Raw genomic sequence first — 18,873 nt, 5'->3', positions numbered from 1 at the left:
TTTGTTCCAAAGCAGGAATTTCTCCTGTCTAAAGTCTACATACCAACTGCCTGCAATAATTTTATTATAGTGAGATATTATAAGAAATTCCATGATACTTACATACCTCGCTTCTTTTTTGTGTACATGCAGTATTTGGGGGACATATTACCTTACCCCCAGAGTTACTGATATGGGACATTAATTGGGCCGTGGGTAGTGTGTCGTGTATTAGTTTCAGGGGTGTCAGGGGGACGGGGTTGTTGACACTCCCATGACACGCGTGTTGCTATTACACGTTTTTTATTCCTCTTTCCTGGTCTCAATAACCAGCCCCTCCACATGCCGCTTGCCCATAAGGTGTCGCTTTTTCCTGTTTTCTTTGCTTTCAAAGACGATATCCAGGTCGTAGTCTTCAGGATAAAGGTCCTTGGCCGCCACATGGAGGGAGAGCCTCTTGTGGTTGATCTTGTATTTCTTCTTCATTACCATTACCACTACTTCGCCCCTGCTGTTTTCAGGTTCATAGACTATTCCCGTCCGGTCCATGCTGCTGATGAATACGCAGTCTCCTTTAACGAAGCTGCTCGCAGTAGTTTTTCGGGCCTTTTCTTTCAAATCGGAGCCGGACTTGGCCGCGGTCACTTCCCTCACCGGCGGCGCCTCCCGCACGGATGCCTTATCCTCATCAATGAAAGATTTGGGCCTGAGCACTGTTTCACGTGAGTAATCTTTCTTTTCTCCATATGTTATCTCATGGGCACGCTCGATAATCCGCCTACGCACCCCGAGCCTTAGGGCGATCAGGAAAGCGTTGCTTTCTCCCGGCCGGCCTATCGTCAGTTTGTACAGGGGCTTCAGGGAATCTATATCGAATTCCATGCGGCCGTTTTTGAACCCCTTGTTCTTGTCCGCAAACTCTTTTATTTCACTGATGTGAGTTGTCGCAACGATGGTGGCGCCCCTGCCGAAGACCTCTTCCAGCACCGCTACGGCGAACCCCATCCCCTCGCCGGGGTCAGTTCCCGCTCCCAGTTCATCCATCAGCACCAGGGAGCGGGGGCCGGAAAATTCAATGATAGTTGATATGTTTTTGAGATGGGAGGAGAAGGTGCTCAGGGACTGCTCGATGCTCTGGCCGTCACCGATATCCGCCAGGATGCCGGTGAAAACAGCCAGCTCGCTTCCTTCGCCGGCAGGTACGTGCAGGCCGGACTGAGCCATCAGCGTGAGCAGCCCTATAGTTTTCAAAGCCACAGTTTTACCGCCGGTATTCGGCCCGGTAATGATAAGTGCCCTGTAGCCGTCTCCAATCGCAAAATCCAGCGGCACGGCGTTATTGCCGATGAGAGGATGCCTGCCGCCTTTAATTATTGTTTTATTTTGCTCGTTCAGTGCTGGGGGAGAGCAATCAAGGGACCTGCTGTATTTCGCCTTGGCAAAAATAAAATCATACTGGATGAAAGCCTCCACGTCGATCGATATTTCTCTTATGTCCGCTTCCACCATTTCCGTCAGGAAGGACAGTATCCGGAAGACTTCTTTTCCCTCTTCCATTTTTAATACATTGAGATCCTCCTGCAGCCTGGCGATGCCCGCCGGCTCGATGAACAGGGTTGAGCCGCTGGACGACAGGTCGAGCACGTTTCCCGCGAAGCTCCTCTTGTATTCTCTCTTTACGGGGACCACGTACCGCCCGTTCCGCACGGTGACCACGGCTTCCTGGAGAACATTGGCATAAGAAGGCGAGGACAAAATGCTGTTCAGCTTTTGTTTTATTCTTTCATCGGTGACGGCAATCTTTTTTCTGACCCTGTTCAGTTCCGGCGTCGCCCTGTCGTCGATTACTCCGTTTACCACGCACCTGTCGATTTCGTCACGCAGGTGAGGCAGTTCAGACATGGACAGGGCATAGGAAGCCACTATGGGTGAGACCGCCTGCATAGGGACCATAAACTTTCTTAACTTCCTGACGCTTTCCAAAAGGTCTTTAACCGCTGTCAGTTCTTCTGCGGTCAGGGTATACCCTTTACCCGCCTTGCCCATTACCTCGCTGATTTTCTCCATCGCAGTCAGCGGGATGTTGGCATTTATGTCGGTAATGCGCCTGGCTTCAGTGGTTTCAAGCATCCACCGCTCGATTTGGACTAAATCAACAGACGGCATTAGTTTGTCGAGCAAAGTTTTAGCCGGCGCGGAAATGGCATACTGTTTTATGTTTTCTTTCAGTTTGTCGTATTCCAATATCTTCATCGTGTATTCGTTCATTATAATCAAATGCCTCCTTTAGAATAAAATAAGCTGCGGCGAACACATCCCGTTCGTCACAGCCCATAAAACAATAGAAAACCGTGCTTTTGAGCACGGTACAGTTACCCCTTGCAGGGAAGACGGGCAGACTATGCCGGTGTTCTCAATTAACCAGTCCGCGCCAAAACCAACTAAGCCTGCTGCAATGAGCCGGCCTGTCGCAGACCATCATATTAGATTTGGTTAATTAAAAACAACCTCAGACACAAATCATACTCCTAATTGTGGATACTGCTATTATTTTAGTATATTCCTGGCAGGAAGTCAAAAGTTATATTTATTGTTTATTTACCGTTAAATAATCATAAAAAAAACGAATAATCGAAATAAAGGATTTGCGTAAATAGGACGAGAAACTTGTTATAAACCAGGAGTAATTAACTATCCTTCTCCCTCTCAAAAACACCTTCATTTCAGCCAGGAAATGAAGGTGTTTTTATTGTGCTTGTTTATATAATCCTTAGTCTTGTCCGGATCATTTATTGCCGATCATTTCCAGGAAGGCTTCCACCCTGGTCTTGATCTGACCGGAGTCCTCCTGGCTGTAATCCGTTTCAATTTTTAACAGGGGTATGTTGTGTTCTTTCAGTACCTTTTCCACCCGGTTTGCTTCTATCAGGTAGGGATCGCAGAAAGCCAGGGAGCAGTGGATAACCCCGTCTGCTTTATACACCTCCGCCAGTTGGACCAATTTTTCCATGCGGCCTTCATTGGGCGTAAAGCAGGCGCAGTTGATATTAAGGTAGCGGTTGGCGATAGCGTCAACCATCTGCCAGGTTGTTTCGGCTTCTTCCGGAACCAGGTTCTCAAAATAACGCAACCCGGTACAAAGTTCCTCGGCTACGATCACGGCGCCGCTTGTTTCGATGATGTGAGGTATTTTCCAGTTCGGCAGGGCCATCGGAGTACCGGTAACGATGATCCTGGGCGCGCCAGGCTCAGCTGACCCCCTGCCTTCTTTCACTCGATTTTCAAGCTCGTCGCAAAGAGCGTTCAATTCCAGTGTAAACCGTTTCACATCATCATACATGGCGATTTGTTCAATCAGCAGGCAGTCTTTGCCACTAATTGGGGCGGGATTATTCTTGCGGAGTTCAGATAATCTCAATAAAGCCCTTCGCTTGTTATTTACGTCCACGATCGATTTACGCAGCGAGTCGCTGGTGATCCTGTTGCCTGTGAATTCCTCCATGGCGGCCCTAAATTCACGCACTTCGTCGCGCCACAGCTGTCTGTCTATATCCCTCTTCATCTGGGGGGTTTCCATCATATGGACAGGAACATAGTCGTTCAAAATTTCAAATGCTTTCTTTTTGCCGTCGCAGGTAGTCTCACCCACCACCATGTCGCAAGACTCGAAATAAGGGCAGACCCTGCCCAATTTGAAGCCCATGAATGATTTAATCAACGGGCAGATATTTCTTGGCAGTACTTTTTCCGCCTTGGCCGCGCCGATCTCAACGCCCGAGCAAAGCCCGACACAGATACCGCCCGCGGCGCGGACTATTTCCTCGGAAGACGCAAAAGGCGCCGATGACCTTGCCGCCCTTGGCCTTGTGTTCCTGCAGTTCCTGGATGCGCAGGCCGTGCACTTCACTGATTACAAAGTCAAAGTACTCCATCCCGGCCGGCCGGTTTTCCTGGCTCATGTAGACCTGCCCGTAAGTGGGCGGCAGTATGCTCAGGAGTTGGTCATGCGCCTCCAGGTCGACTCCTATGGACTCCCACATTTTACGGTAATCGTCAGCCATAGCTGCATTCCTCCTGTTATTGAATTTAATGTTGACACTAAACTGAGGTACCGGTGAAAGTCCGGAAACCTTCCCAGTTGCTATATAATACTTTTATGTTTTGAATGTATAATCCTTTATTCTTTTTATTCATTGTTTTTATGGCGTTAACCCATAGTTATAAAATAATCAAATGAAATATATAAAGGAATTGCTTAATATAAAGAGGAAAATAATCATATATCAATTCTAATAGCAAGTTATATGTAAATGTGTTTAATTACTGGAAGAAAGTAGTTTGTATGATGAGAAACAGTCCCTGTTTCGCGGCATATGCCCGGCTGCTAAGTGGAGAGACACAGATAAGGATTTAGAGGTCTTAGGTTAATAAGAAAAAAGGGAGATTACAATGCCAAAAATCAAAGTGGAGTTTATCAACACCTGCCCCTGCTGTGACGAGCATGTCCAGACCATAAAAAACGCTGCCGCCAAATACGGTGATGGCGTGGAAGTCAAGATATATTACGCGGGCAAGGATTTTGACTACCTGAAGAAGTACGGCATGGTAACCAAAGGGACCATGATCATAGACGGCAGAAAGAAAATCGACAGCCTGTCCAAAGCAATAATTGAAAAAGCTATTGAAGACGCCCTGAGAGGATGGAGATCTTGATAATCGAGTTGGTTCAAAAGACCATTTTTACCGCCCTGGACATCCTTAACGGCGCCTCGGTATGGCTGGTCATCAGCTTTATCCTGGCAGGGCTGATGCACAATTTGATCAGCCCGGACAGGCTGCAGCGCATGCTGGGAAATAAGAAGTTCTCAACGCTGGGCAAGGCGACGGTTTCAGGCATGCTCCTGCCCATCTGCAGCTGCGGTGTAATTCCGCTCGGCCTCGGCCTGTATTATTCCGGCGCCTGCCTGGGGCCGGTCCTGGCCTTCATGACAGCCACACCGATCATCAACCCCGCGGCTGTCCTGCTCGCTTACGGGTTTTTAGGGCCGCAAATCGCCACCATCTACCTGGCAGCCGGATTTGTTGTGCCAATGCTGGTCGGCATGGCCGGCAACTCGCTGGCCGGCCCGGAACTGCGCGCCCCGGGCATGGAAAATCCTGTGAAACTAATCGAACTGGCGCCTGCAGAGCGAGTCAACCTGTCTCAAAAACTGGGAGCGGGGCTGCGGTGGGGGTTTCTGGACATGGGAGTCTCCGTGAGCAAGTATGTCTGCCTGGGCATGATGCTGGCCGGGTTGATTGTAGCGATAGTACCCCCGGCTTTTATCCAGCAGTACCTGGGCAACCCGGGACTGATCTCTTTAGCTGGCGTCGCCGTTCTGGGCGCGATTATGTACGTTTGCGCGGTGGGCCATATTCCCTTTATCGCCGCGCTGATAGCCAGCGGGGCGGCGCCAGGACTGGCCATTACTTTTTTAATGACCGGCGCGGCCACCAACCTGCCCGAGTTAATCAGCATGTACAAGTTGATTGGCCGGAGGGCGGTGTTGATTTATACCTCTGTTTTGATCGCCGCTTCATTTCTGGTCGGGCATATGACCAACATTTTATTGCTGCCAGGCTTTACTCCTTTTTTTGACTTGAGTAAAAGCCGCCAGACCGTTGGGCTGGCCAACAATCTCACTTTTGCCGCTTCGGAGCCTTTGAGCTATCTCTGTTCAGCCATCGTGATCCTGCTTGGCCTGTATGCCTTATGGCCCGGAATTAAAAAAAGCCTGCTTAAAGAAAGGGTTGCCTGATGTTCCGCCGGTGGCTGGCTTGCGGTTTGCTGGTATGTCTCGTTGTCGGGGTAATGACGGCCGGCTGCGGCAAAACGGCAGTAATTGAAACAAAGCACAGCGATAAAAGTGAAGCAAGTGAGACAGGAGAACCGTCCCCTTGTCTCAGTTATTTTACTTTAACCCACGGGGGCAAAGAGGTAATAAAATGCGCGAGCGCCGACTTGGACGGTGACAATATTGAAGATTTGGTGGTGATTTACAGGGAGAGCGAAGAAAGGAACAATATGCTGGTGGTGCTGGATAAACAGGGTGAATACCAGTGCACTAATGAAGTGCCGGCGCCTGTGTCCAACCAGGTGATAACCTTTAAGGACATAGACGATAAACCCCCGCTTGAGTTTATTGTCCAGGGCATGAAAGGCGCCAATGTCGGTTATGCGATTTATCGTGTGGAAGGGACCAGTCTGGAAGATTTATTTGGGGAGGGGATGAAAGACTGCTGCTAGGGTTTTTAATTTTCGGGGAGAAAAAGGGGATGGTCCCCCGCGGGCTTCAAACCCGTTGTCCGCCTGTCACACAGGAGGGAGTCGCGTTCGAATCCGACTTCTCCCCACCATATAACCTTTGTAAAAAACATCAGAGATAATAAGGGGGCATAATTAATGAAAAAATTAATGAGGGCTTTACCTCTTTTGGCTTTATCAATCGTCCTGCTGGTAGTGCTGGCCGGTTGCGGCGGTGGGGCAAAACAAACAACAACACAAAACACAGGGTCGGGGATTCCTGAAAAAGACAAGGACTATGTCATTAATCTGGGTTATTACAACTGCGACCACATGACCGCCGCCTGTATCGCCAAGGATACGGGGATATTTACTGAACTGGGGCTTAATGTTAATGTAACCGGCAACGGCAAGGTTCCTGAGGCCATGGCAGCGGGACAGATGGACGCCGGTTATATAGGTAACTCGGGTTTAATGCGGGCTTTTCTCAAGGGCTCCCCGATCATGGTGGCGGCCAGCAACCACATTGGTGGTTCGAGATACCTGGTTGTTTCAAATGATATTAAAGATCCTAAAGATTTAATTGGGAAAAAACTGGCTATCGGAACCAACCCGGAGAAAAATGACGGTGACTGGATCCAGTGGGCCAAAGAACTGGGTATTCCGGTTGAAGGTAAGAATTATGAAGTCTTCGACATGGCCGACAAGGATGAATACGTCGCCTTAAAGGCAGGAAAAGTGGACGCTTATGCCGCCTGCGATCCCTGGGGTTCTTACGCTGAATATGAAAAGACGGGGCAAATTCTTAGAGCCCACGTAGAACTGCCGAACGGTGAATTTGGCCAATGCTGCGTCCTTTCCATGAGCAACACTTTTATCGCGGAGCACCCGGAACTGGCCAGGCTGATGATTACCGCTCACTCTAAAGCAATTCAGCATATTTATACCAAACCGGTACGCTCGGCTGAAATATTCGCTGATAATTACAAGGTGCCCCTGGAAGTGGCTTTAATGACCATATACAAGAAAACGGTTGATGAAGGCAGGACCTTGAACTGGACCATAAATCAGAAAAACTTTGAGAACCAGATTAACTATGAAATAAGCGAAAAAGTCCTGGACGCGGCGCCGCCATTCAATGAATTCGTCAACACTAAACTGATTGAAGAAAGCAAAGTGGATAATTTCGACCAGTTTATCAAAGAAAAAGTTGACCCGGTATTCCCGCTGGGCATGTCATATGAAGACTGGAAAGCTAAAGCCTATGAACTGGAAGGGAAAAAGGCTTAACAGTATTTTATGAAAAAGGTGTTTGCCGCCCTAGTGGTCGCTGTCCTGCTGTTTTTTGTTGTATTCACAGCGTTTCCGCAACGTGAAGAAGATAACGGGAAGGTGAAAATAGGCGCTCCTGACGACACAGGCGGTATGATCATCCACTACCTGGTGCATGAAAAGGGCTATCAAGACGCTGATACGCAGGGCGAATTTGAACTGTACCCGGTCAAGGACTGCTGCGGCAGCACTTCCCAGTGGGCTTTAAGCAGCGACCTGCTTGACATTGCCGTCATGTGTCCCGACGCTGCCGCCAGCCTGCTGGAAAAGGACGACCGCTTTGAAATTATCGGCCCATGCCTGCTCAATTCGGATATAGTGGTGGTTCGGCACGGACTTGTCCCTCAAAAAATCGGGGTGTCTCAGAACCGCTCCCACCAGGAGCAAATCGCCGCCAGTGTTTTTGGCCCGGATGTCGATACAGCGCCCATGCTGCCGGTGTCCATTCCCTACGCTTATGAGAAAAAGGCGGTTGACGGGGTGGTGGTGGACGCCCTGAGGGGATTTACCATGTCCGGTGATAAAATGGCGCCGGCCGGACCCGCCGGCCATATCACTTATGTGCTGGTCGTGAGTAAAAGTTTCATGGAAGACTCCCGTTACAGTGAATTCATTCGCTTGTTCCAGGGATCGGTTGAAGAGCTGAACGATCCGGATGTGCTGATCGAAGAAATAAGGAAATACAAAAATATCGACTTTACACGCGAGGAGGTGGAGCAGTGGAACCGCTTGGGGATAAGGCACGTGTTTACAACTCCAGGAACACGCGGTTAATGCGTGAAAAATTCATGGGAGCCTTCGGGCAGAAACAGTTGTTTTATGGACTGGTTTCTATCGCGGTGGTTCTTGGTATCTGGCAGTTGGCCGCCAACCACTACCACAGTGAGTTCATGATGCCGTCTCCCTGGAAGACGATAGTTACTTTCACCTCTGTCGTACATGACCCGGAGGTGATCAAGAACCTCTTGATCACTTTAAGAAGGGTAATGACGGGCTTTGTCTACGCCCTGCTGATCGGGGTACCGCTGGGATTCCTGATGGGTTACTCCAAGGCCGCGATGCAGTTGTTTGACCCCTTGATCGATTCACTGCGGCAGGTCCCGATTATGGCCTGGGTGCCGCTGACCATAGTCTGGTTCGGCCTCGGCGACGGACCGACAATATTTTTGATTACCTTCGCCGGAGTTTTCCCTATAATAATCAATACTGTCGCCGGAGTGCAAAACATCTCCCGTGATTATTACAACGCGGCCCGCAGCATGGGGGCCAGGCCTTGGAGTATCTTCGCCCACATCATTGTGCCAGCTTCGCTGCCGGATATCCTGATTGGCGGCAGGGTTGCCGTCGGGCTGGGCTGGATGTCAGTCATCTGAGCGGAATTCATCGCGACGAGTGCCGGTTTCGGCTACTCTATGGTGGAAGCTCAAACAATGATGGAAACAGACAAACTGATAGCGCTGATGATCATGGCCGCCCTGATCGGATACGGGATTGACAGGATCTTGCAGATGGTTACCCGATCTTTTACCAGGTGGAGGTTTGTTCAGTAGTGGAACTTAAAGTAGAAGGCATTTCCAAAAATTTTAAAAATGACACCAGCGTCCAAACAGTTCTTAAAAATTTGATCTTTTCCGTGCGTGAAGGACAGTTTGTAACCCTGCTCGGCCCGTCCGGCTGCGGCAAGACAACCCTGTTGACGATCATCGCCGGGTTTCAGGCCGCCTCGGGGGGGAGAATCCTGATCAACGGGCGGCAGGTAACCAGGCCAGGGCCAGACAGAGGCTTTGTTTTTCAGAACTACGCGCTCTTCCCCTGGATGACGGTCAGAGACAACATCCTCTACCCGATGAGACAACGCAAAGTGCCCGCTAAGGACAGGGAAAAGCGACTGGAAGAACTGCTGACCATGGCCCAACTTGAGGGCAAGGAAAAGCTTTTTCCGCACCAGCTGTCCGGGGGCATGAAGCAGAGGGTGGCTTTTATCCGCGCCCTGGCCGGCAGGCCGGAAGTGCTCCTGATGGACGAGCCGCTGGGAGCCGTTGATATGCAGATGAGGCAGTCTTTGCAGGATGACCTGGAGGCGCTCTGGCTGAAAGACAAAACCACTGTGGTTATGGTGACCCACGATGTTGATGAAGCCATTTATCTCAGCGACAGGGTGATCGTCATGTCGGCTCATGAAGGAAAAATAGTGGATGACATATACATTAACTTGCATCGGCCCCGTGACCGCAAAGAAAACGAGTATAACAAGCTTAAAGAACTGGTTTCGGAAGCGCTCCAGGTCGCTACAGGCAGGCGTGCGGATTCTACAGAAGCGGCAAACAATCCGTACCTGGCCACCTTGGGAGGTGAAGCGACAACAGTATGAACTTCTTCTGTACGAAGGAGCACTTGGAAAAGTGGGCCGCCGCCAGGGGGATAAACCTGGCGGAAATCTTTTGCCTTGACGCGCAGGAGGCGCTGATTGTTTCAAAAATGCTTTTTGAATTAACTTAAAAATTTGAAGGAGGGCTTTACTAAATGAAAATTGCCTATGTTTTCAGTTCAACCACTTCGCAAAAAATCCTGAACACCATGATCATTCCCCAACTGGAAAAAGGCACGCACGGCGTCGACGTGGCGGGGATGTTCTTCTTCATGGACAACACATTTTTCCTGCTGGACGGCACCGAGATGGGTGAAAGGCTGCGCCAGATCAAGGAGGTTAACGGCATGCTGCTCATGGCCTGCGACCAGTGCGCCATTGAGCGCGGCATCGACCGGAAGCTGATTAAGGGCGCGCAGATCGGCTGTTTCCCGCAGCTCTACGCTGCTCTGGGCGGAGCCGGCGTGGACCAGGTAATCACGCTGTAAAGGGTTGAAAAATAGAATGACAGAGATAAAACAAACGTTTTGCGGTATATGCAGCGCTGGCTGCGGCATGGACATCACGCTTGAAGAAGGCCGGGTTGTGAAGGTGGAAGGGCAGGCTGAAAATGCCTACACACAGGGTTATCTATGCCCCAAGGGTAAAGCGGTTAGGGAACTGCTTGAGGCGCCCGACCGCCTGAAGTCACCGCTGAAGAAAACAGCAAGCGGCCGGTGGGAAGAAGTAACATGGGACGAGGCTTTTAGCTTCATCGCTGGTAAGCTTGAGGAAATCAAAAGCCGTCACGGCGCTCAGGCTGTTGCTGTGCATGTCGGACAGGCCGGGGTGGGGAAAGAATTTACTCCATATGCCCAAAGGTTCAGCCAGGCCTACGGCACCCCTAATTTTTCGACAGCAGGAAGCCACTGCCACCATTCAAAAACGATGGCCAGCGAGTACACTTACGGGACTCTGCCTGTGCCGGACTATGAGAACAGCAGCTGTATCGTTTTATGGGCTTACAACCCCACAATGTCATGCCCGCCCCTGATGAGGATTATAAACGGCTCTCTGAAAAGAGGCGCAAAATTAATTGTGGTTGACCCACGGGCCACCTTACTGGCTAAAGGCGCTGACTGCCACCTGCAGTTGCGGCCGGGGACGGACGGAGCCCTGGCCCTGGGCATGCTCAGCATTGTTATTGAAGAAAAACTCTACGATAGGGAGTTTGTGGAAAGGTGGACTGTCGGCTTTGATCGGCTTGCCTGTCTTGCCGCAGAGTATACGCCGGAAGCAGTTGAAAAAATTACGCGGGTGACCGCGGATAAAATCAGGGAAGCCGCCAGGCTTTATGCCCGGTTTCAGCCAGCCTGCATTTACCCCGGGATTGGCGTGGAACTGCACACAAACGGGTTCCAGGCCGCCCGGGCCATATCCGTGCTGCAGGCCATAACGGGCAACCTTGACAAAAAAGGTGGCGCGGTATTTATGCCGAAGGCAAAACTGTCCTCTTTGGCAATAAGCGGCGCTGATGTTAAAATCCCCGCGATCGGCCGATATGAGTTCCCCCTGTTTTATAAACACATCAGGCAGGCGCAGGCAAATATATATTCCAATGCGATAATTGAGGGCAGGCCTTATCCGCTAAAGGGGATGATCATTGCCGGCAGCAATCCTCTATTAACCTGGCCGAACGCCGGAAAATTAAAGCGCGCGCTCGGCAGTCTCGAGTTTTTAGCGGTCTTCGATCACTTTATGACAGAAACAGCGTCCCTGGCAGACATAATCCTGCCGGCGGCGACATTTTTGCATAGTGACGAACTCTGTGACAGGGCCAGTTTATTCTGCGAGCCTAAAATCAGCCTGTGCCGGAATGCAGATCCTGACAGCGGTGTTATGACTAATTGGCAAATCTGGGTCGAGCTGGCCAGAAAAATGGGTTATGGAGAATATTTCCCATGGGGGACAGAAGAAGATGCCTTGGATTACAGGCTCAAACCCCTAGGTATTATTTATAAAGATCTGGCAGGGATGCCAGAAGGTTATATTTATGGTGAGCGGATCGAAAGGAAGTATGAAAACGGAGGCTTCAGGACTCCTTCCGGCAAAGTGGAGATCTACAGCGAAGAGCTGGAACAATACGGTTATGATCCGCTGCCGGTTTATAAGGAGCCGGCTGAAAGCCCATTATCAACACCTGATATTTTCAGTGAATACCCGTTTATTCTGACTACCGGGGCAAGGTCGCCCGGTTACATGCACTCTCGCTACCGCAATCTGAGTTCATTACGCAAGCTTTCTCCGGAACCCAGGGTTGAAATGAACCAGGCAAAAGCAAAAGAACTGGGTATACAGGATGGAGAGACCGTAATTGTTGAGTCTTTACGGGGAGCAATCGAACTGCGGGTAAAGTTGACTGACGATATACTCCCGGAAGTGATTTATATCCCCCACGGCTGGGACACGGCTAACGCCAATATTTTATCTGACAACGAAATTCTAGATCCTGTTACCGGTTTTCCGGCCGACAGGTCGCTTCTGGCCCGTGTTGTGAAAAAGGGCAGTTGATATTTTTTAATCTTGCAACCTTTAAACACCAAGATTCAGCGGCCGGGGGTAAGCCCGGCCCCTATTTTTATTAAATTCCCCTTGTCGCACCAAAACCAACTTATAGCCCTACCGGCGCCAACCATGTGTAAATATACCAATTTATCAAGCATCTATAAAGTTAGTCTTAATTCCTATTGAGAATAGTTAATACCAGGAATCTTTGGAAATGTAAGATATGTGTTAATACTGTCAAGTATGTTATATTTAAGTAAATTATAAAATTTTTGAGAAAGGAGTTTTTTGTCAGCTATTTGATTAAAGAAACAAATTGTTAGAAAGGAAGGAGAAAAAGTTATTATGAAAAGAGAAGTTATTAAACGATTTTTATTAACTTTTGTTTTTATAATGGCGCTTTCGTTTGCTGCCGCGCCGCAGCCCGCCCGGGCCGCGGAGACGCCCCCCGACGCGCCGGGCGACTTCGAAGTCACTGGTTCTGTCGGCAATGTAATTTTACGCTGGGAAGACAACTCGGACAATGAACTCGGGTTTTTAATTGAGAGGCAGGACCCCGGCGGCAGCTGGACAGAAATAGGCAGCGCAAACCCGGGCGAAACGGAATATTTTGACACGCTCACGGCTCCCGGGACTTATTATTACCGGGTCAGGGCGTTTAACAATTTTGGCGCCTCTGCTTATTCAGACCAGGACAGCTTTGTTTATGACACAGGGAGAGCTCTTGCCGCGCCCACTGATCTCTATATTGGGTCTTCCAGCTCAGGCTCTTTTATAGTTTTGCAATGGACAGACAATGCGGGCGCTGACACTGCGATAGAGAGGCAGGACCCGGGCGGTGACTGGGCAGATATGGGGTCCACAAACCAAACAGTCTGGTCAGAATTTCTTCCCTCCCCTGGAACTTATCGCTACCGGGTCAGGGCCTGGGAAAATTCCTGGTACTCAGACTACTCAAATATTGTCGACTATGCCTATCCCTCTGGGATTAACGACGGTGATCCTACCCCCGCACCGCGCGACCTCACGGCTGCAGGGTCAGGCAACAGAGTTACTTTGGACTGGACAGGCGAAGGAGGCATGGGGTATACATTGGAGAGGCGGGATCCGGGTGGCTCATGGGATGAGGTTGGAGAAACAACCCCCGACATCACTATTTATTTGGACACGGTTTCGGCTCCCGGCACCTACCGCTACCGGGTCAAGGCCTGGTCCAATAACGGAGAATCGGATTATTCAAACGAAGCCGGCTATACTTACAGCAAAAATAACACAGGCAGCCTTCCTGTCGCTCCAAGCAACCTAACAGCTTCCGTCTGGGGCCCTGACGTGTTTCTGAGATGGACATATAGCTCGGAAGATGTGACCGGGTTTATAGTGGAGAAAAAGCTCCCGGGCGGCAGCTGGAATGAGATAGCCGACACAAACCGGAATGTCTTGAGCTATTCAGACAAGGTTACCGAGACCGGGACCCATTACTACCGGGTCAGGGCGATAAACAATTCCGGAACCTCAGAACCATCAAATGAAGCCAGCGCCATGGTACAATCACTTACAATTACCGGTATTACAATAACACTTCAGATCAACGAACCTTATATGACGGTAAACAACGTCGTTAAGGAAATAGACCCCGGCAGGGGAACCGTCCCGGTAATTGCAGAAAACAGGACGCTGCTGCCGGTCAGGGCCATAGTCGAAGCTCTGGGGGGGACAATTGCCTGGGATGAGACCACGCGGAAGGTGACCATCAAGGACAACAGCGCCACCATCGAGCTCTGGGTAGGAAATAACATAACCTACGTCAATGGGGTCAAAAAAATTACGGACGTTGCCCCGCAGATAATAAACGAAAGGACTATGACCCCGGTCAGGTTTATCGTGGAAAACCTGGGCGCAGCTGTGGATTGGGACAGCGCAAATAAGGTGATTATAATCAGGCGCTAACTAAAGTGTGTCGAGGGGACGGTTCTCCTGACACGCCTTAAACAAATTTTTTAACTAAAAATCCCCACTGGGGGAGCCAGCGAGTCAAAGGTGAAAGACTGGGGCTATAGATTTTCAGCATAGCCCCTTTTTCTTTAACAAATCAAGGATTTTATGTTTTCCAAAATTGACATTTTTGTTCTTGCTTTTGATAAACAGGAGACAATATAATCTCATTAAGATATTTTAGGGGTAATATGATAATTATCCCTGTATTATCTTAGGGAGCGTTATTAAAATGTCTGACACGGAAAGCATGAAAAAAGTTGACATAAGGAAAATTCTAGCGTTAATAGCACTGGCCGGAGCCTCGGTTATGGCATACGGGGCGGGAAATTACCTGTCCTATACCGGAGTAACCTATTATGCGATCTGTGCGGCAGCTGTAATTTTAAATTTCAACAGGGCTGTATTGCTGCTCTGGGCCGCAGTAGGGGTGCATGCCGTGCTGGTAGGGTACGGCCTGTGGAACTGGCAGTCGGCCAATATCGTTCCCTGTATATATTGCTTTGGCGCGGCCGGGTTCGCGCTGCTCGCCGCATCCGCTTACACCAGGCTGGCGGCAGCCGCAGCGCCGGTATTTCTCATAGCGGTAACCTGGTACGCCTGGCCCTATTTATTTACAGATAACGGACAAGCCGGCGTTCCCCAGCAGACGCAAACCCAGACCACCGAACAGCAACCAGAAAACAAGCCTACTGCAGATGTAAACTTCGATCCCGCAGGGGAAATTACCAAAACAGACCAGGACTCTCAAACCGTAAGTGCCGCCACCCAATCCGAAATCCCGCCGGAACAAACCGGGGTGTCCGATCAGGCGGCAAACCCAGCCAACCAGCAGGGGAGTACACCTGCCAGCAATGATCCAGGTGATAAACCAGCGGATAAACCAGAAGACAAACCGGGAAACGGCACAGCGGAACAGCCGCCGGCCCCGGACAAGCCGGGATCCGGCTGAGGGAAACCATGTCCATAAACTTCCGTTGGAAGTTACATATGTTTACGATACATATACAAAAAAGTCCATGGTGTTTGAATCAGCTGCTCAATTGAGACGTGAGAAAAACAGTGCGGCTTTAGCCGCACATTGGTCGGCTGAAGCCGGCCCTACAACCTGTAACCTGCCCCGGCAGGTTTTTGCTTTTTAAATCACATTGACAAAATGAATAGTTTATAATAACATTCAAATAATCATATGAACGTTATATTGAATCACGTAATAATATAAATAAACATTAAGGAGCTTCTCACTATGTCGAACGCTGTCGCTGCCAGCCTGAGGGTGTACCGGTTAAAAGGGCTTACCTGAGCGGACTGTGCCGCCCGGTTGGAGCGGGATATCGCAAAACTTCAGGGTGTGGAAAAGGCCGAGCTGAATTTTGGCGCCGCGAAGATGAAGGTGCAGGGAGACATTGACCCGGCCAGGGTCATGGAAGAAGCAAAAAAACATAGTGTTTTTGCCTTGGTGGAGGGAGAAGCCGGTAACCAGGCTGAAACATCCATGGCGGCAGGACCTTACCGTAAAAAAGCTTTCCTTCTGTTAAAAAACCAGCCGGTCATGGTCGGCTTACTCGCGGGTTTATTGCTTGTCAGTGGATGGTCTGCCGATATTTTTACGCACAAGCCTGCCGTTGCGACAGGGCTTTATTTTTTGGCCATACTGACCGGCGGCTTCGCTACCACCCGGAGAGCTTTTTTTTCTTTGCGCCGTTTAAATTTTGATATGAACGTCCTGATGACTGTCGCAGTTACCGGTGCCGCCCTGATCGGGGAATGGAGGGAAGGAGCGGTGGTGGCATTTTTATTCTCAGTCAGCGGCGCTCTTGAATCTTACACTTTTGACAGGGCGCGTCAGTCTATCCGCTCTCTGATGGAGATCGCGCCAAATTTCGCCAGGGTCCGCAGGGAAGGCCATGAAGCGGAGCTGCCTGTGGAAGAGCTCCGGCCGGGCGATATTCTCCTGGTAAAACCCGGGGAAAAAATCGCCATGGACGGTAAAGTCATATCCGGATACTCGGCGGTTAACCAGTCCGCCATAACCGGCGAGTCCGTCCCGGTGGATAAAGTGGCCGGTGACAGTGTCTTCGCCGGTACGCTGAACCTGCAGGGAGCTTTAGAGATTGAAGTCACCAGGCTGGTTAAAGATACCACCATCGCCAGGATTATTGAGATGGTTGAGGAAGCGCAGGCGCAGCGGGCTCCTTCCCAGACTTTTGTCGATAAGTTTGCCGGTATTTACACGCCGTTGGTGATAGCGCTGGCGGCGGGGATAGCTGTACTGCCACCTCTCTTTTTGGGGTTGGGCTGGTATGACTGGATATACCGGGGGCTGGCGCTGCTGGTGGTGGCCTGCCCCTGCGCCCTGGTTGTTTCCACTCCGGTGGCCATTGTGTCCGCCATCGGCAGCGCGGCCAAAAACGGTGTCCTGATTAAAGGCGGCGCCTACCTGGAGGAAACCGGCGCCCTGTCAGTGGTCGCTTTCGATAAAACCGGTACGCTGACCAAAGGAGATCCGGAGGTGACAGATATCATCACAGCGGGTGACATTGACGAACAGGAGCTGCTCAGGGCCGCCGCGAGTGTTGAAAAATTATCGGAACACCCGCTGGCCGGGGCTGTAGTCCAAAAAGCCCTGGAAAAGGGCATTGAGCCTGAGCCGGTTGTCGAATTTGAGTCTCTAACCGGGAAAGGCGCCCGGGCCAGGATGGACGGCAGTGAGGTCGTTGTTGGCAGCGCGAAACTATTCCAGGAAAACAAGATCGATCTTTCAGACTGGAAAATAATCCTGGAAGGGCTCTGGTCGGAAGGGAAAACAGCCATGCTGGTTGAAATAAACGGTAAACTGGCGGGTATCCTGGCAGTGGCGGATACTTTGAGAGAATCCGGCAGGTACACTGTCGACTCTTTACACGAGTCAGGCATCAAGACGGTCATGCTGACCGGGGACAATACGGTTACGGCGGGTGCGATTGCCGCGCAGGTCGGCGTGGACGACTTCATGGCCGAGCTTCTGCCAGAGGACAAGGTGAAAGCTGTAAAAGTCCTTCTGGAAAGACACGGCAAGGTCGCTATGGTTGGTGACGGCGTCAATGACGCTCCCGCGCTGGCAACTGCCACCGTCGGCATTGCCATGGGGGGAGCCGGCACTGACACCGCCCTGGAGACGGCGGATATTGCCCTGATGGCTGACGATCTTTCAAGGCTGCCTTTCGCCATCCGCCTGAGCAGGGCTTCACTGGGAGTTATCAAGCAGAACATCGCTTTCTCCCTGGTTGTGAAACTGGCCGCCGTGGCGCTGGTTTTTCCGGGCTGGCTGACCCTGTGGCTGGCCATTCTGGCCGACATGGGGGCGACTGTCCTTGTTACCTTGAACGGGATCAGGCTGATGAGGGTTAACCCTGCAAAACAGGAAGGGCGGGAGGGATAATTTTGTCGCCAGGCAAGGTAAATGACTGCTGCGAAGTATTTTGCTTTGACCGGGAAAAGGTCGCCAGGCTGAGGGGAGAGGTTGAAGTGACGGCGGGGATGTCCCGCTTGTTCAAAGCGCTGGCTGACGACACCAGGATCAAAATAGTTTATGCCCTTTCCAGGGAGGAACTCTGTGTGTGCGACGTCGCCTGTATTCTGGGCACCAATGTCGCCACCGCTTCCCATCACCTGAGGCTCTTGCGGAATATGGGGTTGGCCAGGCAGCGCAAGGAGGGCAAGTTTGTATATTATTCACTTGGAGATAAAAACCTGGGCGCGCTTATTGACAGCGCCTTAAAATATCTTGAAGAGGGTAGGATTTAAGGCCTTTCAATTACCGACAGCTTGCCAAAAACCACGGATGCTTCAATCTCAAGATAATTTGACCCGGGTAAAACGCTTTTTGTTTTATAATTGTAGTTCCCAAATGTTATTGAATTCCCGCCGGGCATATTGGCGCTGGCAAACGCCGCGTTGGTTTTTATCAAGACGGGGGTTTGCGGGTTGATTATGATAGTGCCGTCTGAGAAGATAGTGTTTACCTTCACATTTTGAATATTATCAGGCGGCGGAACCTTAGAAAAATCCACAACACCGTTACTGAAGATAAAATTGTATTCTCTTTCCGGGGCAGCTACTTCTATATTATGGCTGCTGAAAATTATATCCGTGCTTTTTCCCCGGAAGCCGCCAAATGCTATCGAGATTCCTATAAGAATGAAGATTGCGCCCAGCAGGACTCTGAAGACGGGTATGTTAAGGTTAAACAGGTGGCGTACGAGCAGCAGCACTCCCAATACAATCAGTATAACGCCGATAAAGTATTCGCCTGAAAATCTCAAGATATCACCTCGCCGAGAAAATTATATCTTAAATTATTTCCTGAGAATATAATCTTATTACTCTAGCTAGA

17 protein-coding genes, 1 tRNA gene and 1 pseudogene are annotated in these 18,873 nt (G+C 50.4%); 16 read left to right on the top strand and 3 right to left on the bottom strand.

The window, feature by feature from the left end:
* Positions 1-282: 282 nt before the first annotated feature.
* Both ACOBQJ_RS09565 and ACOBQJ_RS09560 read right to left on the bottom strand, forming a co-directional pair.
* The gene (locus ACOBQJ_RS09565; protein WP_421071527.1) at positions 283-2,247 is read right to left on the bottom strand and encodes an endonuclease MutS2; all 1,965 of its coding nucleotides are present in this window, start codon (positions 2,245-2,247) and stop codon (positions 283-285) included.
* 517 nt (positions 2,248-2,764) lie between these two features.
* Positions 2,765-4,040, bottom strand: a pseudogene (locus ACOBQJ_RS09560) (double-cubane-cluster-containing anaerobic reductase).
* Positions 4,041-4,428: 388 nt separating this feature from the next.
* Here ACOBQJ_RS09560 and saoT point away from each other — a divergent pair.
* The 16 genes from saoT to ACOBQJ_RS09480 all read left to right on the top strand — a co-directional run bounded on the left by saoT (position 4,429) and on the right by ACOBQJ_RS09480 (position 18,284).
* Positions 4,429-4,692, top strand: a complete 264-nt coding sequence (gene saoT, locus ACOBQJ_RS09555) for a thioredoxin-like (seleno)protein SaoT (RefSeq protein WP_421071526.1) — start codon at positions 4,429-4,431, stop codon at positions 4,690-4,692.
* Positions 4,689-5,777: an efflux transporter SaoE gene (saoE, locus tag ACOBQJ_RS09550; RefSeq protein ID WP_421071525.1), complete on the top strand. Its 1,089-nt coding sequence runs from the start codon at positions 4,689-4,691 to the stop codon at positions 5,775-5,777. The genes saoT and saoE overlap by 4 nt, the downstream gene beginning before the upstream one ends.
* Positions 5,777-6,265 carry a Cys-Cys-COOH (seleno)protein SaoC gene (gene saoC / locus ACOBQJ_RS09545; RefSeq protein ID WP_421071524.1) on the top strand — a complete coding sequence of 163 codons (489 nt, stop codon included), beginning with the start codon at positions 5,777-5,779 and terminating at the stop codon, positions 6,263-6,265. The genes saoE and saoC overlap by 1 nt, the downstream gene beginning before the upstream one ends.
* Before the next feature lie 14 nt (positions 6,266-6,279).
* A tRNA-Sec gene (locus ACOBQJ_RS09540) sits at positions 6,280-6,375 on the top strand.
* A 46-nt stretch (positions 6,376-6,421) separates the two neighbouring features.
* Complete coding sequence (gene saoX, locus ACOBQJ_RS09535; protein ID WP_421071523.1) at positions 6,422-7,552, top strand: ABC transporter substrate-binding subunit SaoX; 1,131 nt, start codon at positions 6,422-6,424, stop codon at positions 7,550-7,552.
* Between the two features lie 9 nt (positions 7,553-7,561).
* A complete protein-coding gene (gene saoB / locus ACOBQJ_RS09530) occupies positions 7,562-8,368 on the top strand; it encodes an ABC transporter substrate-binding (seleno)protein SaoB (protein ID WP_421071522.1) in 807 nt (268 codons plus the stop codon).
* The gene (saoP, locus tag ACOBQJ_RS09525; protein ID WP_421071521.1) at positions 8,314-9,144 is read left to right on the top strand and encodes an ABC transporter permease subunit SaoP; all 831 of its coding nucleotides are present in this window, start codon (positions 8,314-8,316) and stop codon (positions 9,142-9,144) included. Before saoB ends, saoP begins: the two co-directional genes overlap by 55 nt.
* The gene (gene saoA / locus ACOBQJ_RS09520; RefSeq protein ID WP_421071520.1) at positions 9,144-9,965 is read left to right on the top strand and encodes an ABC transporter ATP-binding protein SaoA; all 822 of its coding nucleotides are present in this window, start codon (positions 9,144-9,146) and stop codon (positions 9,963-9,965) included. Before saoP ends, saoA begins: the two co-directional genes overlap by 1 nt.
* Complete coding sequence (locus ACOBQJ_RS09515; RefSeq protein ID WP_421071519.1) at positions 9,962-10,093, top strand: hypothetical protein; 132 nt, start codon at positions 9,962-9,964, stop codon at positions 10,091-10,093. Before saoA ends, ACOBQJ_RS09515 begins: the two co-directional genes overlap by 4 nt.
* Before the next feature lie 24 nt (positions 10,094-10,117).
* Positions 10,118-10,450, top strand: a complete 333-nt coding sequence (saoD, locus tag ACOBQJ_RS09510) for a DsrE-related protein SaoD (RefSeq protein ID WP_421071518.1) — start codon at positions 10,118-10,120, stop codon at positions 10,448-10,450.
* Positions 10,451-10,466: 16 nt separating this feature from the next.
* Positions 10,467-12,512: a molybdopterin-containing oxidoreductase family protein gene (locus ACOBQJ_RS09505; RefSeq protein WP_421071517.1), complete on the top strand. Its 2,046-nt coding sequence runs from the start codon at positions 10,467-10,469 to the stop codon at positions 12,510-12,512.
* 339 nt (positions 12,513-12,851) lie between these two features.
* Entirely contained in the window at positions 12,852-14,453 is a 1,602-nt protein-coding gene (locus ACOBQJ_RS09500; protein ID WP_421071516.1) for a stalk domain-containing protein, read from the top strand.
* A gap of 277 nt (positions 14,454-14,730) precedes the next feature.
* Positions 14,731-15,450, top strand: a complete 720-nt coding sequence (locus tag ACOBQJ_RS09495; protein ID WP_421071515.1) for a hypothetical protein — start codon at positions 14,731-14,733, stop codon at positions 15,448-15,450.
* 25 nt (positions 15,451-15,475) lie between these two features.
* On the top strand, positions 15,476-15,640 hold the full coding sequence (locus ACOBQJ_RS09490; RefSeq protein WP_421071514.1) for a hypothetical protein: 165 nt from the start codon (positions 15,476-15,478) through the stop codon (positions 15,638-15,640).
* Between the two features lie 104 nt (positions 15,641-15,744).
* Positions 15,745-17,919: a heavy metal translocating P-type ATPase gene (locus ACOBQJ_RS09485; protein WP_421071513.1), complete on the top strand. Its 2,175-nt coding sequence runs from the start codon at positions 15,745-15,747 to the stop codon at positions 17,917-17,919.
* A 2-nt stretch (positions 17,920-17,921) separates the two neighbouring features.
* A complete protein-coding gene (locus tag ACOBQJ_RS09480) occupies positions 17,922-18,284 on the top strand; it encodes an ArsR/SmtB family transcription factor (protein ID WP_421071512.1) in 363 nt (120 codons plus the stop codon).
* Here ACOBQJ_RS09480 and ACOBQJ_RS09475 read toward each other — a convergent pair.
* On the bottom strand, positions 18,281-18,802 hold the full coding sequence (locus ACOBQJ_RS09475) for a hypothetical protein (RefSeq protein WP_421071511.1): 522 nt from the start codon (positions 18,800-18,802) through the stop codon (positions 18,281-18,283). The two genes, ACOBQJ_RS09480 and ACOBQJ_RS09475, sit on opposite strands and share 4 nt — an antisense overlap.
* Between the last annotated feature and the right edge of the window lie 71 nt (positions 18,803-18,873).

The sequence above is a fragment of the Pelotomaculum propionicicum genome (assembly GCF_048984525.1).
GTDB classification, from domain to species: Bacteria; Bacillota; Desulfotomaculia; order Desulfotomaculales; family Pelotomaculaceae; genus Syntrophopropionicum; species Syntrophopropionicum propionicicum_A.
This window is presented reverse-complemented; position numbering and strand designations above follow the sequence as displayed.